15 protein-coding genes and 1 tRNA gene are annotated in these 15,087 nt (G+C 69.3%); 13 read left to right on the plus strand and 3 right to left on the minus strand.

What is annotated here, in order from left to right; genetic code table 11:
- Positions 1 to 6: 6 nt before the first annotated feature.
- From rhaI to L3Q67_RS17110, 7 genes are all read left to right on the plus strand, one after another.
- Positions 7 to 1,173, plus strand: a complete 1,167-nt coding sequence (gene rhaI / locus L3Q67_RS17080; protein ID WP_499190436.1) for a sugar isomerase — start codon at positions 7 to 9, stop codon at positions 1,171 to 1,173.
- 2 nt (positions 1,174 to 1,175) lie between these two features.
- The gene (locus L3Q67_RS17085) at positions 1,176 to 1,379 is read left to right on the plus strand and encodes a transcriptional regulator (RefSeq protein WP_499190437.1); all 204 of its coding nucleotides are present in this window, start codon (positions 1,176 to 1,178) and stop codon (positions 1,377 to 1,379) included.
- Between the two features lie 458 nt (positions 1,380 to 1,837).
- Positions 1,838 to 4,279 carry a LamG-like jellyroll fold domain-containing protein gene (locus L3Q67_RS17090; RefSeq protein WP_499190438.1) on the plus strand — a complete coding sequence of 814 codons (2,442 nt, stop codon included), beginning with the start codon at positions 1,838 to 1,840 and terminating at the stop codon, positions 4,277 to 4,279.
- Between the two features lie 37 nt (positions 4,280 to 4,316).
- Positions 4,317 to 5,396, plus strand: a complete 1,080-nt coding sequence (locus L3Q67_RS17095; protein WP_499190439.1) for an ABC transporter substrate-binding protein — start codon at positions 4,317 to 4,319, stop codon at positions 5,394 to 5,396.
- Positions 5,386 to 6,906, plus strand: coding sequence for a sugar ABC transporter ATP-binding protein (locus L3Q67_RS17100; protein WP_499190440.1), 1,521 nt, complete (start codon positions 5,386 to 5,388; stop codon positions 6,904 to 6,906). Before L3Q67_RS17095 ends, L3Q67_RS17100 begins: the two co-directional genes overlap by 11 nt.
- Positions 6,903 to 7,862 carry an ABC transporter permease gene (locus L3Q67_RS17105; RefSeq protein WP_499190441.1) on the plus strand — a complete coding sequence of 320 codons (960 nt, stop codon included), beginning with the start codon at positions 6,903 to 6,905 and terminating at the stop codon, positions 7,860 to 7,862. The genes L3Q67_RS17100 and L3Q67_RS17105 overlap by 4 nt, the downstream gene beginning before the upstream one ends.
- A complete protein-coding gene (locus tag L3Q67_RS17110) occupies positions 7,859 to 8,827 on the plus strand; it encodes an ABC transporter permease (RefSeq protein WP_499190442.1) in 969 nt (322 codons plus the stop codon). Before L3Q67_RS17105 ends, L3Q67_RS17110 begins: the two co-directional genes overlap by 4 nt.
- A 4-nt stretch (positions 8,828 to 8,831) precedes the next feature.
- On the opposite strand, the gene L3Q67_RS17115 is transcribed toward L3Q67_RS17110, so the two are convergent.
- Positions 8,832 to 9,749 (minus strand): cation diffusion facilitator family transporter, encoded by a 918-nt coding sequence (locus tag L3Q67_RS17115; protein WP_499190443.1) that lies wholly within the window; start codon positions 9,747 to 9,749, stop codon positions 8,832 to 8,834.
- Between the two features lie 210 nt (positions 9,750 to 9,959).
- Between L3Q67_RS17115 and L3Q67_RS17120 the strand changes: the two genes are divergently transcribed.
- The 6 genes from L3Q67_RS17120 to L3Q67_RS17145 all read left to right on the plus strand — a co-directional run bounded on the left by L3Q67_RS17120 (position 9,960) and on the right by L3Q67_RS17145 (position 13,465).
- Positions 9,960 to 10,032, plus strand: a tRNA-Arg gene (locus L3Q67_RS17120).
- A 123-nt stretch (positions 10,033 to 10,155) separates the two neighbouring features.
- A complete protein-coding gene (locus L3Q67_RS17125; protein WP_499190444.1) occupies positions 10,156 to 10,419 on the plus strand; it encodes a hypothetical protein in 264 nt (87 codons plus the stop codon).
- 75 nt (positions 10,420 to 10,494) lie between these two features.
- Positions 10,495 to 11,097 carry a LysE family translocator gene (locus tag L3Q67_RS17130; RefSeq protein WP_499190445.1) on the plus strand — a complete coding sequence of 201 codons (603 nt, stop codon included), beginning with the start codon at positions 10,495 to 10,497 and terminating at the stop codon, positions 11,095 to 11,097.
- Positions 11,094 to 11,762, plus strand: coding sequence for a B3/B4 domain-containing protein (locus tag L3Q67_RS17135; protein ID WP_499190446.1), 669 nt, complete (start codon positions 11,094 to 11,096; stop codon positions 11,760 to 11,762). The genes L3Q67_RS17130 and L3Q67_RS17135 overlap by 4 nt, the downstream gene beginning before the upstream one ends.
- 78 nt (positions 11,763 to 11,840) lie before the next feature.
- Positions 11,841 to 12,248, plus strand: a complete 408-nt coding sequence (locus L3Q67_RS17140; protein WP_499190447.1) for a YciI family protein — start codon at positions 11,841 to 11,843, stop codon at positions 12,246 to 12,248.
- On the plus strand, positions 12,248 to 13,465 hold the full coding sequence (locus tag L3Q67_RS17145) for an RNA polymerase sigma factor (protein WP_499190448.1): 1,218 nt from the start codon (positions 12,248 to 12,250) through the stop codon (positions 13,463 to 13,465). The genes L3Q67_RS17140 and L3Q67_RS17145 overlap by 1 nt, the downstream gene beginning before the upstream one ends.
- On the opposite strand, the gene L3Q67_RS17150 is transcribed toward L3Q67_RS17145, so the two are convergent.
- Positions 13,458 to 14,180, minus strand: a complete 723-nt coding sequence (locus L3Q67_RS17150) for a DUF305 domain-containing protein (protein WP_499190449.1) — start codon at positions 14,178 to 14,180, stop codon at positions 13,458 to 13,460. The two genes, L3Q67_RS17145 and L3Q67_RS17150, sit on opposite strands and share 8 nt — an antisense overlap.
- Positions 14,177 to 15,037, minus strand: a complete 861-nt coding sequence (locus L3Q67_RS17155; protein WP_499190450.1) for a thioredoxin-like domain-containing protein — start codon at positions 15,035 to 15,037, stop codon at positions 14,177 to 14,179. The genes L3Q67_RS17150 and L3Q67_RS17155 overlap by 4 nt, the downstream gene beginning before the upstream one ends.
- Positions 15,038 to 15,087 lie beyond the last annotated feature (50 nt).

Raw genomic sequence — 15,087 nt, forward strand, 5'->3', positions numbered from 1 at the left:
CAACGGATGAGTTCGTGGGCACAAGCCGCCGAGGTGCTGCGCGCCCAGCGGATCGAAACCCCGTCCTGGGCGTACGGGAACTCGGGCACCCGGTTCAAGGTGTTCGCCCAGCGCGGGATCCCGCGTGATCCGTACGAGAAGATCGACGACGCGGCGAAGGTGCACGAGCTGACCGGCGTCGCGCCGAGCATCGCGCTGCACATCCCGTGGGACCGCGTGGACGACTTCGGCGCGCTCGGCCGGTACGCCGCCGACCGCGGGATCGAGCTGGGCGCGATCAACCCCAATGTGTTCCAAGAGGACGACTACCGGCTCGGCAGCATCTGCAACCCCGATCCCGGGATCCGCCGCAAGGCCGTCGACCACCTGCTGGAGTGCGTGGAGATCGGGCGCGCCACCGGTTCCGGCGTGTTGTCGGTGTGGCTGGCCGACGGTACGAACTACGCCGGGCAGGACAACATTCGCGCCCGCCAGGACCGCCTGTACGAGGGCCTGCGCGAGACGTACGACCGGATGCCGGAGAACATGCGGCTGCTGCTCGAATACAAGTTCTTCGAGCCGCACTTCTACACCATGGACGTGCCGGACTGGGGCACGTCGTTCGCCCAGTGCCTGCGCCTCGGCGAGCGCGCGCAGGTGCTGGTGGACACCGGGCACCACGCGCCGGGCACGAACATCGAGTTCATCGTCGCGTTGCTGCTGCGCGAGGGCAGGCTCGGCGGGTTCCACTTCAACAGCCGCAACTACGCCGACGACGACCTGATCGTCGGTGCGGCGGACCCGTTCCAGCTCTTCCGGATCATGCACGAGCTGGTCAGCGCGGGCGGGCTGGATCCGGCTGCGAACGTGGCCTTCATGCTCGACCAGTGCCACAACCTGGAACCCAAGGTGCCGGCGATGATCCGCTCCGTGCTCAACGTCCAGGAGGCCACGGCGAAGGCGCTGCTGGTCGACGCCGACGCGCTCGCGCGGGCGCAGGCCGAGGGCGACGTGCTCGGCGCGAACGCGGTGGTGATGGACGCCTTCAACACCGACGTCCGGCCGCGGCTGGCCGAACTCCGCCAGGACATGGGCCTGGACGCGGACCCGATCGCGGCCTACCACCGCAGCGGGTACCAGGAGCGGATCGAGGCCGAGCGGACCGGAGGCGCCGCGATGGGCTGGGGGGCGTAACGGTGCTGACCAGGGAACGGCTTCGGCACGACGACCTGGAACTGCTCCGGCTGCTCGCCGCCGGGCTACCCGCGGACGCGGTGGCCCGGCGGCTCGGCCTGTCCGACCGCACGATCCGGCGCCGGACCCGGGCGATCTGCGACCAGCTCGGCGTCCGCACGCAGATCGAGGCTGTCGTCTGGGCGGTCCGGCGAAGATTGCTCTGACCTCTGGATGCTATGAGTGGGGCATTACTTGCAATGAACGCAAGTAATGCCCCACTCATAGCATCCGGGGGCGACGGTCGTCGGATCTCTCGGGCGTCGGCCGACTGTCCGCCACAAAGAGACAAGAATCAACAGATCCCCGGTGTGGCCATCCGCACCGGGGATCTTCTTCTGTCCGTGACCAAAACGGACATCCCCTGGGCAAGGCCGGTGCGAGCGCAAATGTTGAGAGCTGAGCAAGTATGGTCGGATGTGTTGACATCTGTTGAGTCTCCGCGTGAAATGTGTCACGGCGGGTCCACCACGTGCCGGCACACGCGGACTCGTTTCCCGGCGCCAGCAGCCGCTGGTTCACCAGGACCTCACCTGAAGGGTGTACGACAACGATGTCACGTGTTAGCCGACGCCGAAAGATCAGACGTCCGTGGGCCGCTGCCGCGCTCGCCTCGGTCGTGGCGATGCTCACCGTGGTGGCCCCGCAAGCTTCGGCCCAGCCGGAGTGGGCGATGGGCACGCCGAAACTGCCGACCCCCTGGACCCACCTGGTCAACCCCGACAACGCGCTGCCGGAGTACCCGCGGCCGCAGCTGACCCGCAAGGACTGGCAGAACCTCAACGGCGTCTGGGAGTTCGCGGGCGCGACCGCCGGCGAAGCGCCGCCCTTCGGCAAGACCCTCGGTGAGCGGATCCTGGTGCCGTACCCGAGCGAGTCGGTGCTCTCCGGCATCGAGCGGCACGAGGACCACATGTGGTACCGCCGCACCGTGTCCGTGCCCCCGAACTGGCAGGTCGGCAGCCGGAACCGGCTCAAGCTGAACTTCGGCGCGGTCGACTACCTCGCGTCGGTCTACGTCAACGGCAAGAAGGTCGCCGAGCACAAGGGCGGCTACGGCGCGTTCTCCGCCGACATCACCGACGCGCTGAAGCCGGGTGGCCAGCAGGAGATCGTCGTCGGCGTCGAGGACCGCGCGGACAAGACCTGGCAGCCGGTCGGCAAGCAGCGCATCGTGCCCGACCGCGGGATCTTCTACGAGGGCGCCTCCGGCATCTGGCAGACCGTGTGGATGGAGCCGGTGGCCGCCGCGCACGTGGAGAACCTCGGCATGGTGCCGGACATCGACACGAACACCCTGGGTTTGACCGTGCAAACCAGCGGTGACGCGAGCGCGCTGTCCGCCGAAGTGATCGTGCGCGATGGCGGTGCCGTGGTCAGCCGCAAGCGCACCCGGGCCGCCGGGGAGATCAAGGTCGACGTGCCGCAGGCGAAGCTGTGGTCGCCGGACAACCCCTTCCTCTACGACCTCGACGTCATCCTGCGTGACGCCAACGACCGCCCGGTCGACCGCGTCAGCTCGTACTTCGGCATGCGGGAGATCGGCAAGGTCGAGGGCGCCGACGGCAAGCTGCGGATGACGCTCAACGGCAAGATCCTCTTCCAGATGTCCACTCTGGACCAGGGCTACTGGCCGGACGGCATCTACACCGCGCCGACCGACGAGGCACTGGCCTTCGACCTCGAGCAGCACAAGGAACTCGGCTTCAACACCGTGCGCAAGCACATTAAGACCGAGCCCGACCGCTGGTACTACCACGCCGACCGACTCGGCCTGCTGGTCTGGCAGGACATGCCGGCCATGCGGACCGGCGGCCGCCCGCCGGTGGACGCGCAGCAGCAGTTCGAGACCGAACTGCACGAACTGGTCGAGCAGAAGAAGAACTGGACCTCGGTGATCGGGTACGTGCCGTTCAACGAGGGCTGGGGCGAGTGGAACCGCGAGGCCACCGGCCGCATCGCCGAGGAGGTCAAGGCGCAGGACCCGAACCGGCTGGTCAACGCGCACAGCGGGGTGAACTGCTGCGACTCGCTCGGTGACTCCGGCAAGGGCGACGTGCTCGACTGGCACGCCTACGTCGGCCCCGGCACCCCGGTGCCGGACGAGAACCGCGCCTCGATGGACGGTGAGCACGGCGGCTTCGGCCTGGAGATCGACGGCCACATGTGGTTCGGCGAGGGGCACGCCTACGAGATGACGCCCGACCCGGCCACGCTGACCAGGCGTTACGTGGAGAACCAGGAGGATGTCCTGGACGCCGCGCAGCGCTGCGGCATCAGCGGCGCCATCTACACCCAGATCACCGACGTCGAGCACGAGGTGAACGGGTTCTTCACCTACGACCGGCAGGTGAAGAAGATGGACTTCGCGCAGGTCAAGGCGATCAACGAGAAGATCGTGCGCGAGGCCGACGGCAGCGGCTCCGGCGCGCCGGACCCCGGTCCCGGTACCCCGGGCACCGACGGGGTGCACGCCTACAAGTTCGACGAGGGCACCGGCACCACGGCCGCCGACGCGGTCGGTGACGCCGACGCCACGCTGACCGGCGCCGAATGGGCCCCCGGCGTGCAGAACGGCGCGGTTTCCTTCAACGGCAACGGGTTCGGCGACACCGGTAGCGCGCTGGTGAACTCGGCGAGCAGCTACTCGGTGTCCGCCTGGGCCAAGCTCGACGTGGCGGACGGCGCGTTCCAGACCGTGGTCAGCCAGGACACCGGCAGCAACAGCGCCTTCTTCCTGCAGTACTCGGGACAGGACCAGCGCTGGGCGATGAGCTTCGTCGGCCTGCGCGCGCTGTCGCCGGAGAAGCCGGAAGTCGGCCGCTGGTACCACCTCACCGGCGTCCGCGACGCCAAGGCGGGCACGCTCTCGCTCTACGTCGACGGCCAGAAGGTCGCCGGGCAGAGCGCCTGCGCGGCACCGGAATCCACCGGCCCCACGGTGATCGGCCGTGGTCAGTACGGCGGCAACCAGGTCGACTTCCTCCGCGGTGACGTGGACGACGTCCGCCTGTTCGACCGGGCGCTGACCGGTCAGGAGATCGCGGCACTCGCGACCCGCCCCTAGGTTTCACCCCTTCCCTGCCCCCACGAGGAGTTCAACGATGAACAGCAGAAAAACCCGGCTCTCCGTCATCTTGCTGGCGGCCGCCGGTCTGGCGCTCACCGCGTGCACCAACCCCGGAGATTCAGGCAGTTCCGCGGCGCCCACGGGCACCGCGGGTGGTGACGGCCAGGTGGTGAAGAGCCAGGCCCCCGGGGCGGGGGAGGGGTGCACCCTGGAGAAGAACGGGGCGCAGAAGCTGGACCTGAAGACCGCGGTGGTCGGGTTCTCGCAGTCCGAGCCCGACACCGCGGCCTTCCGGGCCGCCGAAACCGCGTCGATCAAGTCGGCCGCCGAGCAGCTGGGCGTCAAGCAGCTGCTGGTGACCAACGCGAACAACGAGCTGCCCAAGCAGATCGCCGACATCCAGGACCTGCTCAACCAGGGCGCGCAGTTCCTGATCGTGGCGCCGGTGAACTCCGACGGCCTCGACCCGGCGCTGGCCGCGGCGAAGGCCAAGGGCGTGCCGGTGCTGACCATCGACCGCAAGGTCACCAACACCGCGTGCACCGACTACGTGGCCTTCCTCGGCTCTGACTTCTACGAGCAGGGCAAGCGCGCGGCCGACGCGATGAACAAGGCGACCGGTGGCACCGGCAAGGTGGCCATCCTGCTCGGCTCCTCGGGCAACAACGTGACCGACAACCGCAACGCCGGGTTCAAGGACCAGCTCAAGCAGTACCCCGGCCTGCAGATCGTGGCCGAGCAGACCGGCAACTTCGCGCGGGAGAAGGGCCAGGCGGTGGCCGAGCAGCTGCTCCAGGCCAATTCGGAGATCACCGCGATCTACGCGCACAACGACGAAATGGGCCTCGGCGCGGTGACCGCGGTGACCGCGACCGGCAAGAAGCCGGGCGAGGACGTGAAGATCGTCTCCATCGACGGCACCCGCAACGCGGTCCAGGCCATTGTGGACGGTCAGATCAACGCGGTGATCGAGTCGAACCCGCGCTTCGGCCCGCTGGCCTTCGAGACCGCGCAGAAGTTCTACAACGGTGAGGCCATCCCGGAGAACGTCATCATCGAGGACGACGAGTACAACCGGGACAACGCCGCGCAGAACCTCGCCAATGCGTTCTGAGGCACTACTGGAAACCACCGCTGTCACGAAGTCCTTCGGTGGTGTGCACGCTCTGCGTGGCGTGGATTTCTCCCTCGCGAAGGGGGAGATCCACGCCCTCGTCGGGGAGAACGGCGCCGGCAAGTCGACGCTGATCAAGGTGCTGACCGGGGTGTACCGCCCCGACGGCGGCCAGGTGCGCTTCGGCGGGGAGCCGGTGGACTTCCACCGGCCCTCCGCCGCGCAGGACGCCGGCATCTCCACGATCTACCAGGAGATCAACCTGGTGCCGCTGCTCTCGGTGGCGCGCAACATCTTCCTCGGCCGCGAGCCGCGCAACCGGTGGAAGCTGATCGACGTGGCGGCGATGAACCGCCAGGCCGCCGAGCTGACCCGCTCGCTGGGGCTGGACCTCGACGTGACCGCCGAACTCGGCAGGCTCGGGCTCGGGGTGCAGCAGATGGTGGCGCTGGCACGGGCGATGTCGGTGGACAGCCGCGTGGTGATCATGGACGAGCCCACCTCCTCGCTGGAGGCCCGTGAGGTGGCCACGCTCTTCGAAGTGGCGCGTGGCCTGCGGGATCGCGGGGTCGGCCTGATCTTCGTCTCGCACCGGCTCGACGAGCTGTGGGAGCTGTGCGACCGGGTCACCGTGCTCCGCGACGGGCAGCAGGTGCACACCGGCCCGATGGCCGAGCTGGACCGGGTCACCCTGGTCGCGCGCATGCTCGGCCGCGACATCGAGCAGGTGGAACGCGAAGGCGCCACCGAGTTCGGCGAAGAGCACACGCGGAGCGAAGAACCGGTGCTGGAAGTGTCCGGTTTGGACGTCCGGCACCGGCTCTCCGGCGTCGGGCTGACCGTGCGCCCGGGCGAGGTCGTCGGCCTCGGCGGGTTGCTGGGCTCCGGCCGCAGCGAGACGGTCAAGGCGGTCTACGGCGCGCTGCCCGCGCAGTCCGGCTCGGTTTCGGTCCGCGGGAAGAAGGTGCGGGCGAACTCCGTGCGGCACGCGCTGCGCTCGGGGATCGCGCTGCTGTCCGAGGACCGCAAGGCCGAGGGCATCATCCCGGACCTCTCGGTGCGCGACAACATCGCGCTGGCCGTCCTTCCGCGGTTCTCGCGGGCCGGTCTGGTGACCGAGGCACGCATCGACGCGCTGGTCGAAACGTTCATGAAACGCCTGCGCATCAAGGCGTCCAGTCCGGCGCAGAAGGTGCGCGAGCTCTCCGGCGGCAACCAGCAGAAGGTGCTGATGGCGCGCTGGCTGTGCACCGAACCGAAGGTGTTCCTGCTCGACGAGCCCACCCGCGGCATCGACGTCGGCGCGAAGCTGGAGGTGCAGTCCCTGATCGACGAACTGGCCGACCAGGGGCTCGCGGTGGTGCTGATCTCCAGCGAGATGGACGAGCTGGTGGAAGGCGCCGACCGGATCGTGGTGCTGCACAACGGATCGGTGAGCCGGGAGCTGACCGGTGAACGGGTCACCGGCGCCGAGTTGCTGGCCGCGCTGGCGGGGGAGGACGGCGAATGAGCCGGTTCGACAAGGACTGGGTGCGGCGCAACGGTGTCTACGTGGCACTGGTGTTCCTGCTGCTGATCAACATCGTGATCACCGACAACTTCGTCAGCGCGGGCACGCTGCGCCTGCAGTTGATCCAGGTGGCCCCGGTGCTGCTGGTGGCGCTGGGCATGGCGCTGGTGATCGGCACCGAGGGCATCGACCTGTCGGTCGGCGCGGTGATGGCCATCGCGGCGGCGCTGGTCCCGCTCTACATCGGCTACGGCACGGTGGGCGCGCTGCTGATCTCCGTGCTGGCGGGCGCGGTGACCGGGGTACTGGCCGGGGTGCTGGTGGCGAAGGTCGGCGTCCAGCCGATCATCGCCACGCTCGGCATCATGGTCGCCGGGCGCGGGCTGGCCAACGTGTTCGGCGGGGAGATCAAGAGCATCCGCGACCCTGGCATGGTCGAGCTGGGCACCGGTGACCTGCTCGGCATCCCGTACGTGGTGCTGATCGCGGCCGTGGTCGCGGCGCTGGCCTGGTTCCTGGTCCGGCGGTCGACCTACGGGCGGCAGCTGGTGGCCATCGGCGGCAACAAGCGGGCCGCGGAACTCGCCGGGCTGCCGGTCAAGCGCGTGCTGATCACCACCTACGTGATCTGCGGGCTGCTCGCCGCGCTGGCCGGGGTGCTGATGGCGGCGCGGTCGCAGGCCAGTGACCCGACGAAGCTCGGCATGCTGGTGGAGCTGTCCGCGATCACCGCGGTGGTGATCGGGGGCACGCCGCTGTCCGGTGGGCAGGTGCGCATCGCCGGCACCATCGCCGGCGCGCTGCTGATGCAGTTGATCACCGCGACGTTGATCTTCCACGACATCCCCGACTCCACCGCGCAGGTGGCGCAGGCGGTGATCGTGGTGGCCGCGGTCTACGTGCAGCTCGGCCGGAAGAAGGCACGGAAGAAGACCGGGCAGAAGGTGACGACATGACAACCACGCCCACGGCCACCCGAGCGAGGGTGGCGCGCTCGGCGCAGCGCCAGGGCGCGCTGGCGATCCTGGTGGTCGCGGTCGTCGCCTCCACCTTCGCCTTCGATTCCTTCGGCACCGCAGGAAACCTGACGAACATCGCGCTGCAGGCCTCGTTCCTGGCCGTGGTCGCGCTCGGCATGACCTTCGTGATCATGACCGGCGGCATCGACCTCTCGGTCGGCTCGGTGTTCGCGCTCGGCGGGGTGCTGGCCGCGTGGGGCGCGCAGTACGGCACCTGGGTGGCGATCCTGTTGCCACTGCTGGTGTGCGGCGCGATCGGGCTGGTGCAGGGGCTGATCATCGCGCGCGGCGGGCTGCCGCCGTTCATCGTCACGCTGGCCGGCCTGCTGTTCGCCCGCGGGGTGCTGCTGCTGATCAGCGACGAGGGCGCCACCACGTACAAGGTGCCGCCGGATTCGGCGTTCCGCGAGCTGGCGCAGGGCAGCCTCTTCGGCATCGGCTACCCGATCTGGATCGTGGTGGTCGCGTTCGGGATCGGCGCGCTGGTGCTGCACCGGACCACGTACGGCTCGACCGTGCTGGCGATCGGCGGGCAGGAGGACGCGGCCGACCTGATGGGCCTGCCGGTGGTCCGCGCGAAGGTGGTCACCTACCTGGCGTCGGGGCTGCTGGCCGGGTTCGGCGGGCTGCTGATCGCCTCGTACACCTCGTCCGGGGTGACCGTGCTCGGCGTCGGCATGGAGCTGGAGGTGATCTCCGCGGTGGTGCTCGGCGGCACGCTGCTCACCGGCGGCGCGGGCACCATCCTCGGCACGCTGGTCGGCGTGCTGCTGCTCCAGGTGATCAAGAACGTGATCAACCAGGTCGGCTCGCTGAACTCGAACTGGCAGGCGGTGGTCAGCGGGACGATCCTGCTGATCGTGGTCACCCTGCAACGCTGGCTCTCGCGCCAGGTGAAGTAGGGGTCTACCAGGACATCTCGCTGCAGCGTCGGGCCGATTCCCTCGGCTCGACCTGCAGCGTGGCGTGTTCGATGCCGTAGGTGCCGGCGAGCAGGTTCTGGGCCTCGACGAGCACGTCGCAGTGCACCGCGGCCGACTCGATGGTGAGGTGGGCGGAGGCGACCTCCATACCGGAGGTGAGCGTCCACACGTGCAGGTCGTGGACGTCGGTGACACCGGGCAGGGCCGCGAGCTCCTCGCTGATCCGGCCGACGTCGACGCCCTGCGGGGCGTGCTGGAAGAGGATGCGCAGCGCCCGGCGGGCCAGCGACCAGGTGCGGGGGAGCACGAAGAGGCCGATGGCGACACCGATGAGCGGGTCGGCGTAGCGCCAGCCGGTGGTCAGCGTGATGAGGCCGCTGAGCAGCACCCCGAACGAGCCGATCATGTCGGCCATGACCTCGAGGTAGGCGCCGCGGACGTTGAGGCTCTCCTTGGCACCCGAGCGCAGGAGCAGGAACGACACCACGTTGGCGCCCAGCCCGGCGGCCGCGACGAGCATCACCGGCAACCCGGGTACCGCGGGCGGGTCGGTGATCCGGCTGATGGCCTCGTAGAGCACGTACCCGGCGACGCCGAAGAGCAGCACCGCGTTGGCCAGTGCGGCGAGCACCTCGGCGCGGTAGAGCCCGAAGGTGCGGCTGAACGTCGGCCCGCTGCGACGGGCGAGCAGGATGGCGGTGAGCGCCATGCCCACGCCGAGCACGTCGGTGAACATGTGCGCGGCGTCGGAGATCAGCGCCAGCGAGGAGGTCGCGAAGCCGACCGCGAACTCCAGCACCATGAAGGCCGCGCCGATCAGCAGCGCGGCGGTCAACGCACGCACATACCTGCCCGACGCGCCTCCCGCGGGCACCTGCCCGTGGCCGTGTCCGTGGCCCATCCCGCCGCCTCCCGTTGCTCGTACCCCGGGGAATATATAGTGACATGCGCATGCGTGCAATAGAGGCCAGCCTAAGCTATGCGCTCGACGGTACGACGCGCCCAGCCGCGGTCCAACCCCCAACCGGGGCTTCCCGCCGCGCGGGATCGTCAACCCGCTGTCAACGCCTTCGGGGGATGCGCTAGGCTTCACGAGGTCGCAAGTTGACGGGCCCTCGTAGCTCAGGGGATAGAGCACTGCCCTCCGGAGGCAGGTGTCGCAGGTTCGAATCCTGCCGAGGGCACTCATCTTTACTTTGGCCAATCAAGCCCCTATCGGCGAGATGCGATAGGGGCTTTCTTGTGTCCCTGTTCAACTACTGGTGAAGGCCATTGACCGTGATCCGGGTCACCTTCAGCCTGGGGGCATGATGCTGAAAAGAGCTTTGAAGGCGGGTGTGGTCGCGTTGGCGGCCGGGGCGTTGTTCGCGGGGCCGGCGCAGGCGGAACCGTCGGCGCAGAAACTGCCGATCGATCCGTACAACTGGTGCGGTCACGAGTCCTACATCGAACTCGACGGGCACATCTTCAAGTTCTACGACCACTGGCACGAGGCCAACCGCCACGTGCACTACTACTGGTTCCGCAACATCGCCAGCGGCTTCAGCGCCACGCACCTCGGACACTGCTGACCGGCCAGTGGACCAGTTCGGCGGGTCGTGACTGGACCTGTTCGCTGGGCCACCTCAGCCCCCATGATCAACCCCGTGAGTATCGAGTTTCTCCTGACAGCGCTGGTCATCGTGGCCACCCCGGGCACCGGCGTGCTCTTCACCGTGGCGGCCGGGCTCAGCCGCGGGGTGCGCGCGAGTGCGGTGGCCGCGTTCGCGTGCACCCTCGGCACCCTGCCCCACCTGCTCGCGGCGCTCACCGGGCTGGCCGCGCTCCTGCACACCAGCGCCACCGCCTTCGAGGTGCTGAAGTACCTCGGCGTCGCCTACCTGCTGTACCTCGCGTGGGCCACTGTTCGAGATAAATCGGCGTTCGAACCGCAGGACAATGTCCCCCTATCCCCGCTCAAGGTGATCACCACCGGAGTGCTGGCCAACATCTTGAACCCCAAGCTGACCATTTTCTTCGTCGCGTTCCTGCCGCAATTCGTGCGGCCGGAAGAACCGGTGTGGCGCATGGTGGAATTGAGTGCCGTTTTCACCGCCCTCACCCTGGTCGTCTTCCTCGCCTACGGGGTGTTCGCCGCCGCGGTGCGGGAGCACATCATCACCCGGCCGAGGGTGCTCGCCTGGGTGCGGCGCACCTTCTCCGCCGCGTTCGCCGGGCTCGCGGTCAAGCTGGCGGTGACCGAAGCATGAGCACCTTCCGGCACGCCGACGCCCTCTGGGCCGACTTCCCGCAGCTCGTTCCCGCTGTCCTGCACGTCGAGCACACCGACGCCCGGCAGGACCTCACCGAGTACTACGAGATCGCCGAGCAGCGGCTCGAAGGCACCACCGAAGCGCAGCTGCCCGAAATCCAAGCCTGGCGACGGGCCTTCGGGCAGCTCGGGCTCAAGCCGACGCAGTACCGTTGCGCCTCCGAATCGCTGCTTCGCCGGTTCCGCAAGGAGAAGTCGCTCCCGCGCATCCACCCGGTGATCGACCTGTGCAACGCGGTCTCGCTCGCCTACGCCATTCCGATCGCGGTGCTCGACCTCGCGCAGATCACCGGCGATCTCGAGGTGCGCTACGCCACCGGCGACGAGGAGTACCTGACGTTCGGCGGCGAGGTCGAGCACCCGCAGCCCGGTGAGGTGGTGTTCGCCGACGAGGCCGGGCACGCCCACGCTCGCCGCTGGACCAACCGCCAGAGCGGGCGCTCGGCGGTCAGCGCCCAGACCGAGACCGTGCTGATCGTCGCGGAGGCGTTGCACGACACCGCACCCGATGATGTGAAAGCCCTGGTCAACACCCTCGAGCAGGAATTCGGTCAACCCAGGAGGGCGATCCTCAGCCGCGCTGATCCGGAATTCCGCTACTGAGGCGAGAATGGGTGTCCGGATGGGCGCCGCGGCTCCGACGTCTCCGGTGAAGGCACCGAACGAGGCGAGGAGAACACGATGAAGTACATGATCCTGAGCTACGGCTCGCAGCAGCAGTACGACGCCATGGCGGGCAAGGGCGAGTTCCAGGCCGAGGACTTCAGCGCCATGCACGCCTTCATGGGCGAGTTCAACGCCGAACTGGAAGCCTCCGGCGAACTGGTCGAGACCCGCGGCCTGCACGAGCCCGTGCACACCCGCCGCGTGCAGGGCGTCAAGGACGGCACTCCGGTGTGGACGGACGGCCCGTACGCCGAGACGCAGGAAGTGCTGGCGGGTTACTGGATCGTCGAGTGCGAGAGCTTCGACCGGGCTACCGAGCTCGCCGGGCGGCTGGCAGGCTGCCCGGTGCCGGCCGGGTTCGACGACGATGCCTACGCCGACGTCCGGCCCCTCGTGGAATTCGCCGCCGACCTGAACTTCTGATGCCCGCCGAGGTCGAGGGCCTGCTGCGCGGTCTCGCGCCGCAGGTCCTCGGCGCGGTGGTCCGCCGGTTCGGCAACTTCGACACCGCCGAGGACGCGGTCCAGGAGGCGCTGCTCGCGGCCACCACGCAGTGGCCGGACAGCGGCATCCCGGACAACCCGCGCGGCTGGCTGATCACCGTCGCCTCCCGGCGGCTGACCGATCTGCTGCGCGGCGAGTACGCCCGCCGCCGCCGCGAGGACACCGTCGCCCGGCAGGTGCTGCCCGAGGAATGGCTGGCGCCGCCCGCGGACCGGCCCGAGAAGGCCTCGGACGACACGCTCGTGCTGCTGTTCCTGTGCTGCCACCCGTCGCTGTCCCCGGCCTCGCAGATCGCGCTCACCCTGCGCGCGGTCGGCGGCCTGACCACCGCCGAGATCGCCAGGGCCTTCCTGGTCCCGGAAGCCACGATGACCCGGCGCATCAGCCGGGCCAAGCAGCGCATCAAGGACAGCGGCGTCCCGTTCGGCGTGCCGGCGGGCCCGGACCGGCTCGCCGCCGTGCTGCACGTGCTCTACCTGATCTTCAACGAGGGCTACGCCAGCACCGCGGGCCCCGAACTGCAGCGGACCGAACTCACCGCCGAGGCGATCCGGCTGGCGCGCCTGCTGCACCAACTCCTGCCCGGCGACAGCGAAGTGACCGGACTGCTCGCGTTGATGCTGCTCACCGACGCCCGCCGCGCGGCCCGGACCGGACCCGACGGCGCGCTGGTGCCGATGGCCGAACAGGACCGCGGCCGGTGGAACGCGGACAACATCGCCGAAGGCATCGAACTGATCACCGCCGCGCTGCCGGACGGCCCGGTGGGCGAATACCAGCTGCAGGCGGCGATCGCGGCCGTGCACGACGAGGCACCCAGCGCCGAGGAGACCGACTGGCCGCAGATCGTCGCGCTGTACGAAGCGCTCCTGCGGTTGTCCGACAACCCGGTGGTGGCGTTGAACCACAGCGTCGCGGTCGCGATGGCGCGAGGACCGCGGGCCGGGCTGGAACTCCTTGCGGCAGTGGAGAAACGGCTTCCGGGCGACCACCGCGTGGACGCCGTCCGCGGGCACCTGCTGGAGCTGGCCGGGGAGAGGGCCGCGGCGCGTGAGTCCTATGTGGCCGCGGCGAACCGGGCGACGAGCCTGCCGCAGCAGCGTTATCTGCACCGCCGGGCGGGGATGCTCAGCTGAACGGCAGCGGGGCGGCACCGCGGTCGGCGAGCATGCCGGTCATCACGCGGGCCTCGGCGCTCTGCGACTTGAGGATGCTGTTCGTCAGCGACTTCACCGCGGCCATGCCGCTGTGGTCCTGGGTGTACTGCGCCATCTCCGTGCCGCCCTGGTGGTGGCGGAGCATCAGCTGCAGGAAGTAGACGTCCAGTTCCTTGCCGGACAACGACCTCAGCTTCGCCAGCTCGTCGTTGGTGGCCATGCCCGGCATCAGCCCGGCAGGCGTGGCGGGGCTGGTGGCGACAGCGCCGTGGGCGTGCCCGGGGGAGTCGATCATCCAGGTCATGTACCCGCCGATGGCCTGCTCCGGCTTGTTCCACAGCATCAGCCAGCCCTTCATCCGCCCGACCTGCTCGAGCTGGGTGCTGGCGATGTCGAAGGCGAGCTGCTGCACCTGCGGGTCGGTGGAGTGATCACGCGCCCAGTTGGCCATGGTGACCGCCTGCAAGTGGTGCACCGCCATGTCCTGCGCGAAGCCGACCTCCACCACGCCGGGCGAGGGGGCCGCGGTTTCGGTGTCCTGGCCGAGCGACTGGGTGAGGAACATGCCGATGGTCGCGCCGACCAGGAGCACCGCGAGCGTCGCGGCGCCCAGGATGACCACCCGGGACCAGGCCGGGCGGGGTTCGCCGAACTCCGCCCGCTCCTGGTCCTCTTCGGGGAAAGCCGAACTCATCCGCCGGCCGGGGGCTGCTGCCCGGCCGGGGGCGTGCCACCGGGCACCCCGCCCGGCGTGCCGGTGCTCTCCTGCTCGGCGCCCTCGGAACCCTTGTAGTCCATGGGCTTGGCGTCCGGTCCCGGCGGCGTCGCGTCGAAGGCGGGCGGCGCGTCCACGTCGAACCGGCCAGGGCCCATCGCGTCGCAGGACGCGCCCTGCTCGGGGTAGGTGGTCGGGTTCAGCCGCAGCGCGGCGATGAACTGGTCGATGCGCTCGTCGTCGACCGAGTCGAGCTTGAGCTGGTGACCCCACGCCTGCAGCGAGACCGGCTTGTCCAGGCCGGGGAACGGCGACATCATCGTGTACGGCTTGCCCTCGGCCCGCACGCGCAGCTTGTTGACCGCGTCACCGGTGACCTGGTCGGGGTTGTAGGCGATCCAGACCGCGCCGTGCTCCAGCGAGTGGACCATGTTCTCGGTGCGCACCGCGTTCGGGTAGACGATGCCGGTGCAGGCCGCCCAGAACCCGTCGTGCGGGCCGCCGAAGGCCGGGGTCTGGTCGTAGGCCACGCGCTCGGTGGGGAGGATGTGCACGCTGGCCTCGTACTGCTTGGTGACGATGCCGGGGATCTTCAGCGACGGGTCCGGGTTCTCCGCCGAAGGCGCGAAGGCGGCGGCCGCTTCCTCACGGGTCTTCTGCTCGCGCTTGTCCGCCGAGTTGACGTAGTAGTAGCCGAACACCACCCCGGCCAGCGCCAGGATCGCCACCACCGCGATGATCGTGCCCCACGGGGTGCCCTTCTTGGCCACCACGGAGCCCCGGGCCGACTTCACGGCGTTCGTCGGCCTGCCCTTTTTCTTCGTGCCGCTTGCCATCGTGCTGTACCGACCTCGTCTCGTCGTCGCCCCGGTCATGGAGCACCCCG

The organism is Saccharothrix sp. AJ9571 (assembly GCF_021725495.1).
GTDB lineage: Bacteria > Actinomycetota > Actinomycetes > Mycobacteriales > Pseudonocardiaceae > Amycolatopsis > Amycolatopsis magusensis.

Excerpts from the sequence above, each read along its gene's own strand:
- L3Q67_RS17110 (WP_499190442.1), top strand. The coding sequence starts at position 7,859 with ATGACAACCACGCCCACGGCCACCCGAGCGAGGGTGGCGCGCTCGGCG.
- L3Q67_RS17090 (WP_499190438.1), top strand. The coding sequence starts at position 1,838 with ATGCTCACCGTGGTGGCCCCGCAAGCTTCGGCCCAGCCGGAGTGGGCG.
- rhaI (WP_499190436.1), top strand. The coding sequence starts at position 7 with ATGAGTTCGTGGGCACAAGCCGCCGAGGTGCTGCGCGCCCAGCGGATC.
- L3Q67_RS17095 (WP_499190439.1), top strand. The coding sequence starts at position 4,317 with ATGAACAGCAGAAAAACCCGGCTCTCCGTCATCTTGCTGGCGGCCGCC.
- L3Q67_RS17115 (WP_499190443.1), bottom strand. The coding sequence starts at position 9,749 with ATGGGCCACGGACACGGCCACGGGCAGGTGCCCGCGGGAGGCGCGTCG.
- L3Q67_RS17125 (WP_499190444.1), top strand. The coding sequence starts at position 10,156 with ATGATGCTGAAAAGAGCTTTGAAGGCGGGTGTGGTCGCGTTGGCGGCC.
- L3Q67_RS17155 (WP_499190450.1), bottom strand. The coding sequence starts at position 15,037 with ATGGCAAGCGGCACGAAGAAAAAGGGCAGGCCGACGAACGCCGTGAAG.
- L3Q67_RS17150 (WP_499190449.1), bottom strand. The coding sequence starts at position 14,180 with ATGAGTTCGGCTTTCCCCGAAGAGGACCAGGAGCGGGCGGAGTTCGGC.
- L3Q67_RS17140 (WP_499190447.1), top strand. The coding sequence starts at position 11,841 with ATGAAGTACATGATCCTGAGCTACGGCTCGCAGCAGCAGTACGACGCC.
- L3Q67_RS17100 (WP_499190440.1), top strand. The coding sequence starts at position 5,386 with ATGCGTTCTGAGGCACTACTGGAAACCACCGCTGTCACGAAGTCCTTC.
- L3Q67_RS17135 (WP_499190446.1), top strand. The coding sequence starts at position 11,094 with ATGAGCACCTTCCGGCACGCCGACGCCCTCTGGGCCGACTTCCCGCAG.
- L3Q67_RS17105 (WP_499190441.1), top strand. The coding sequence starts at position 6,903 with ATGAGCCGGTTCGACAAGGACTGGGTGCGGCGCAACGGTGTCTACGTG.
- L3Q67_RS17145 (WP_499190448.1), top strand. The coding sequence starts at position 12,248 with ATGCCCGCCGAGGTCGAGGGCCTGCTGCGCGGTCTCGCGCCGCAGGTC.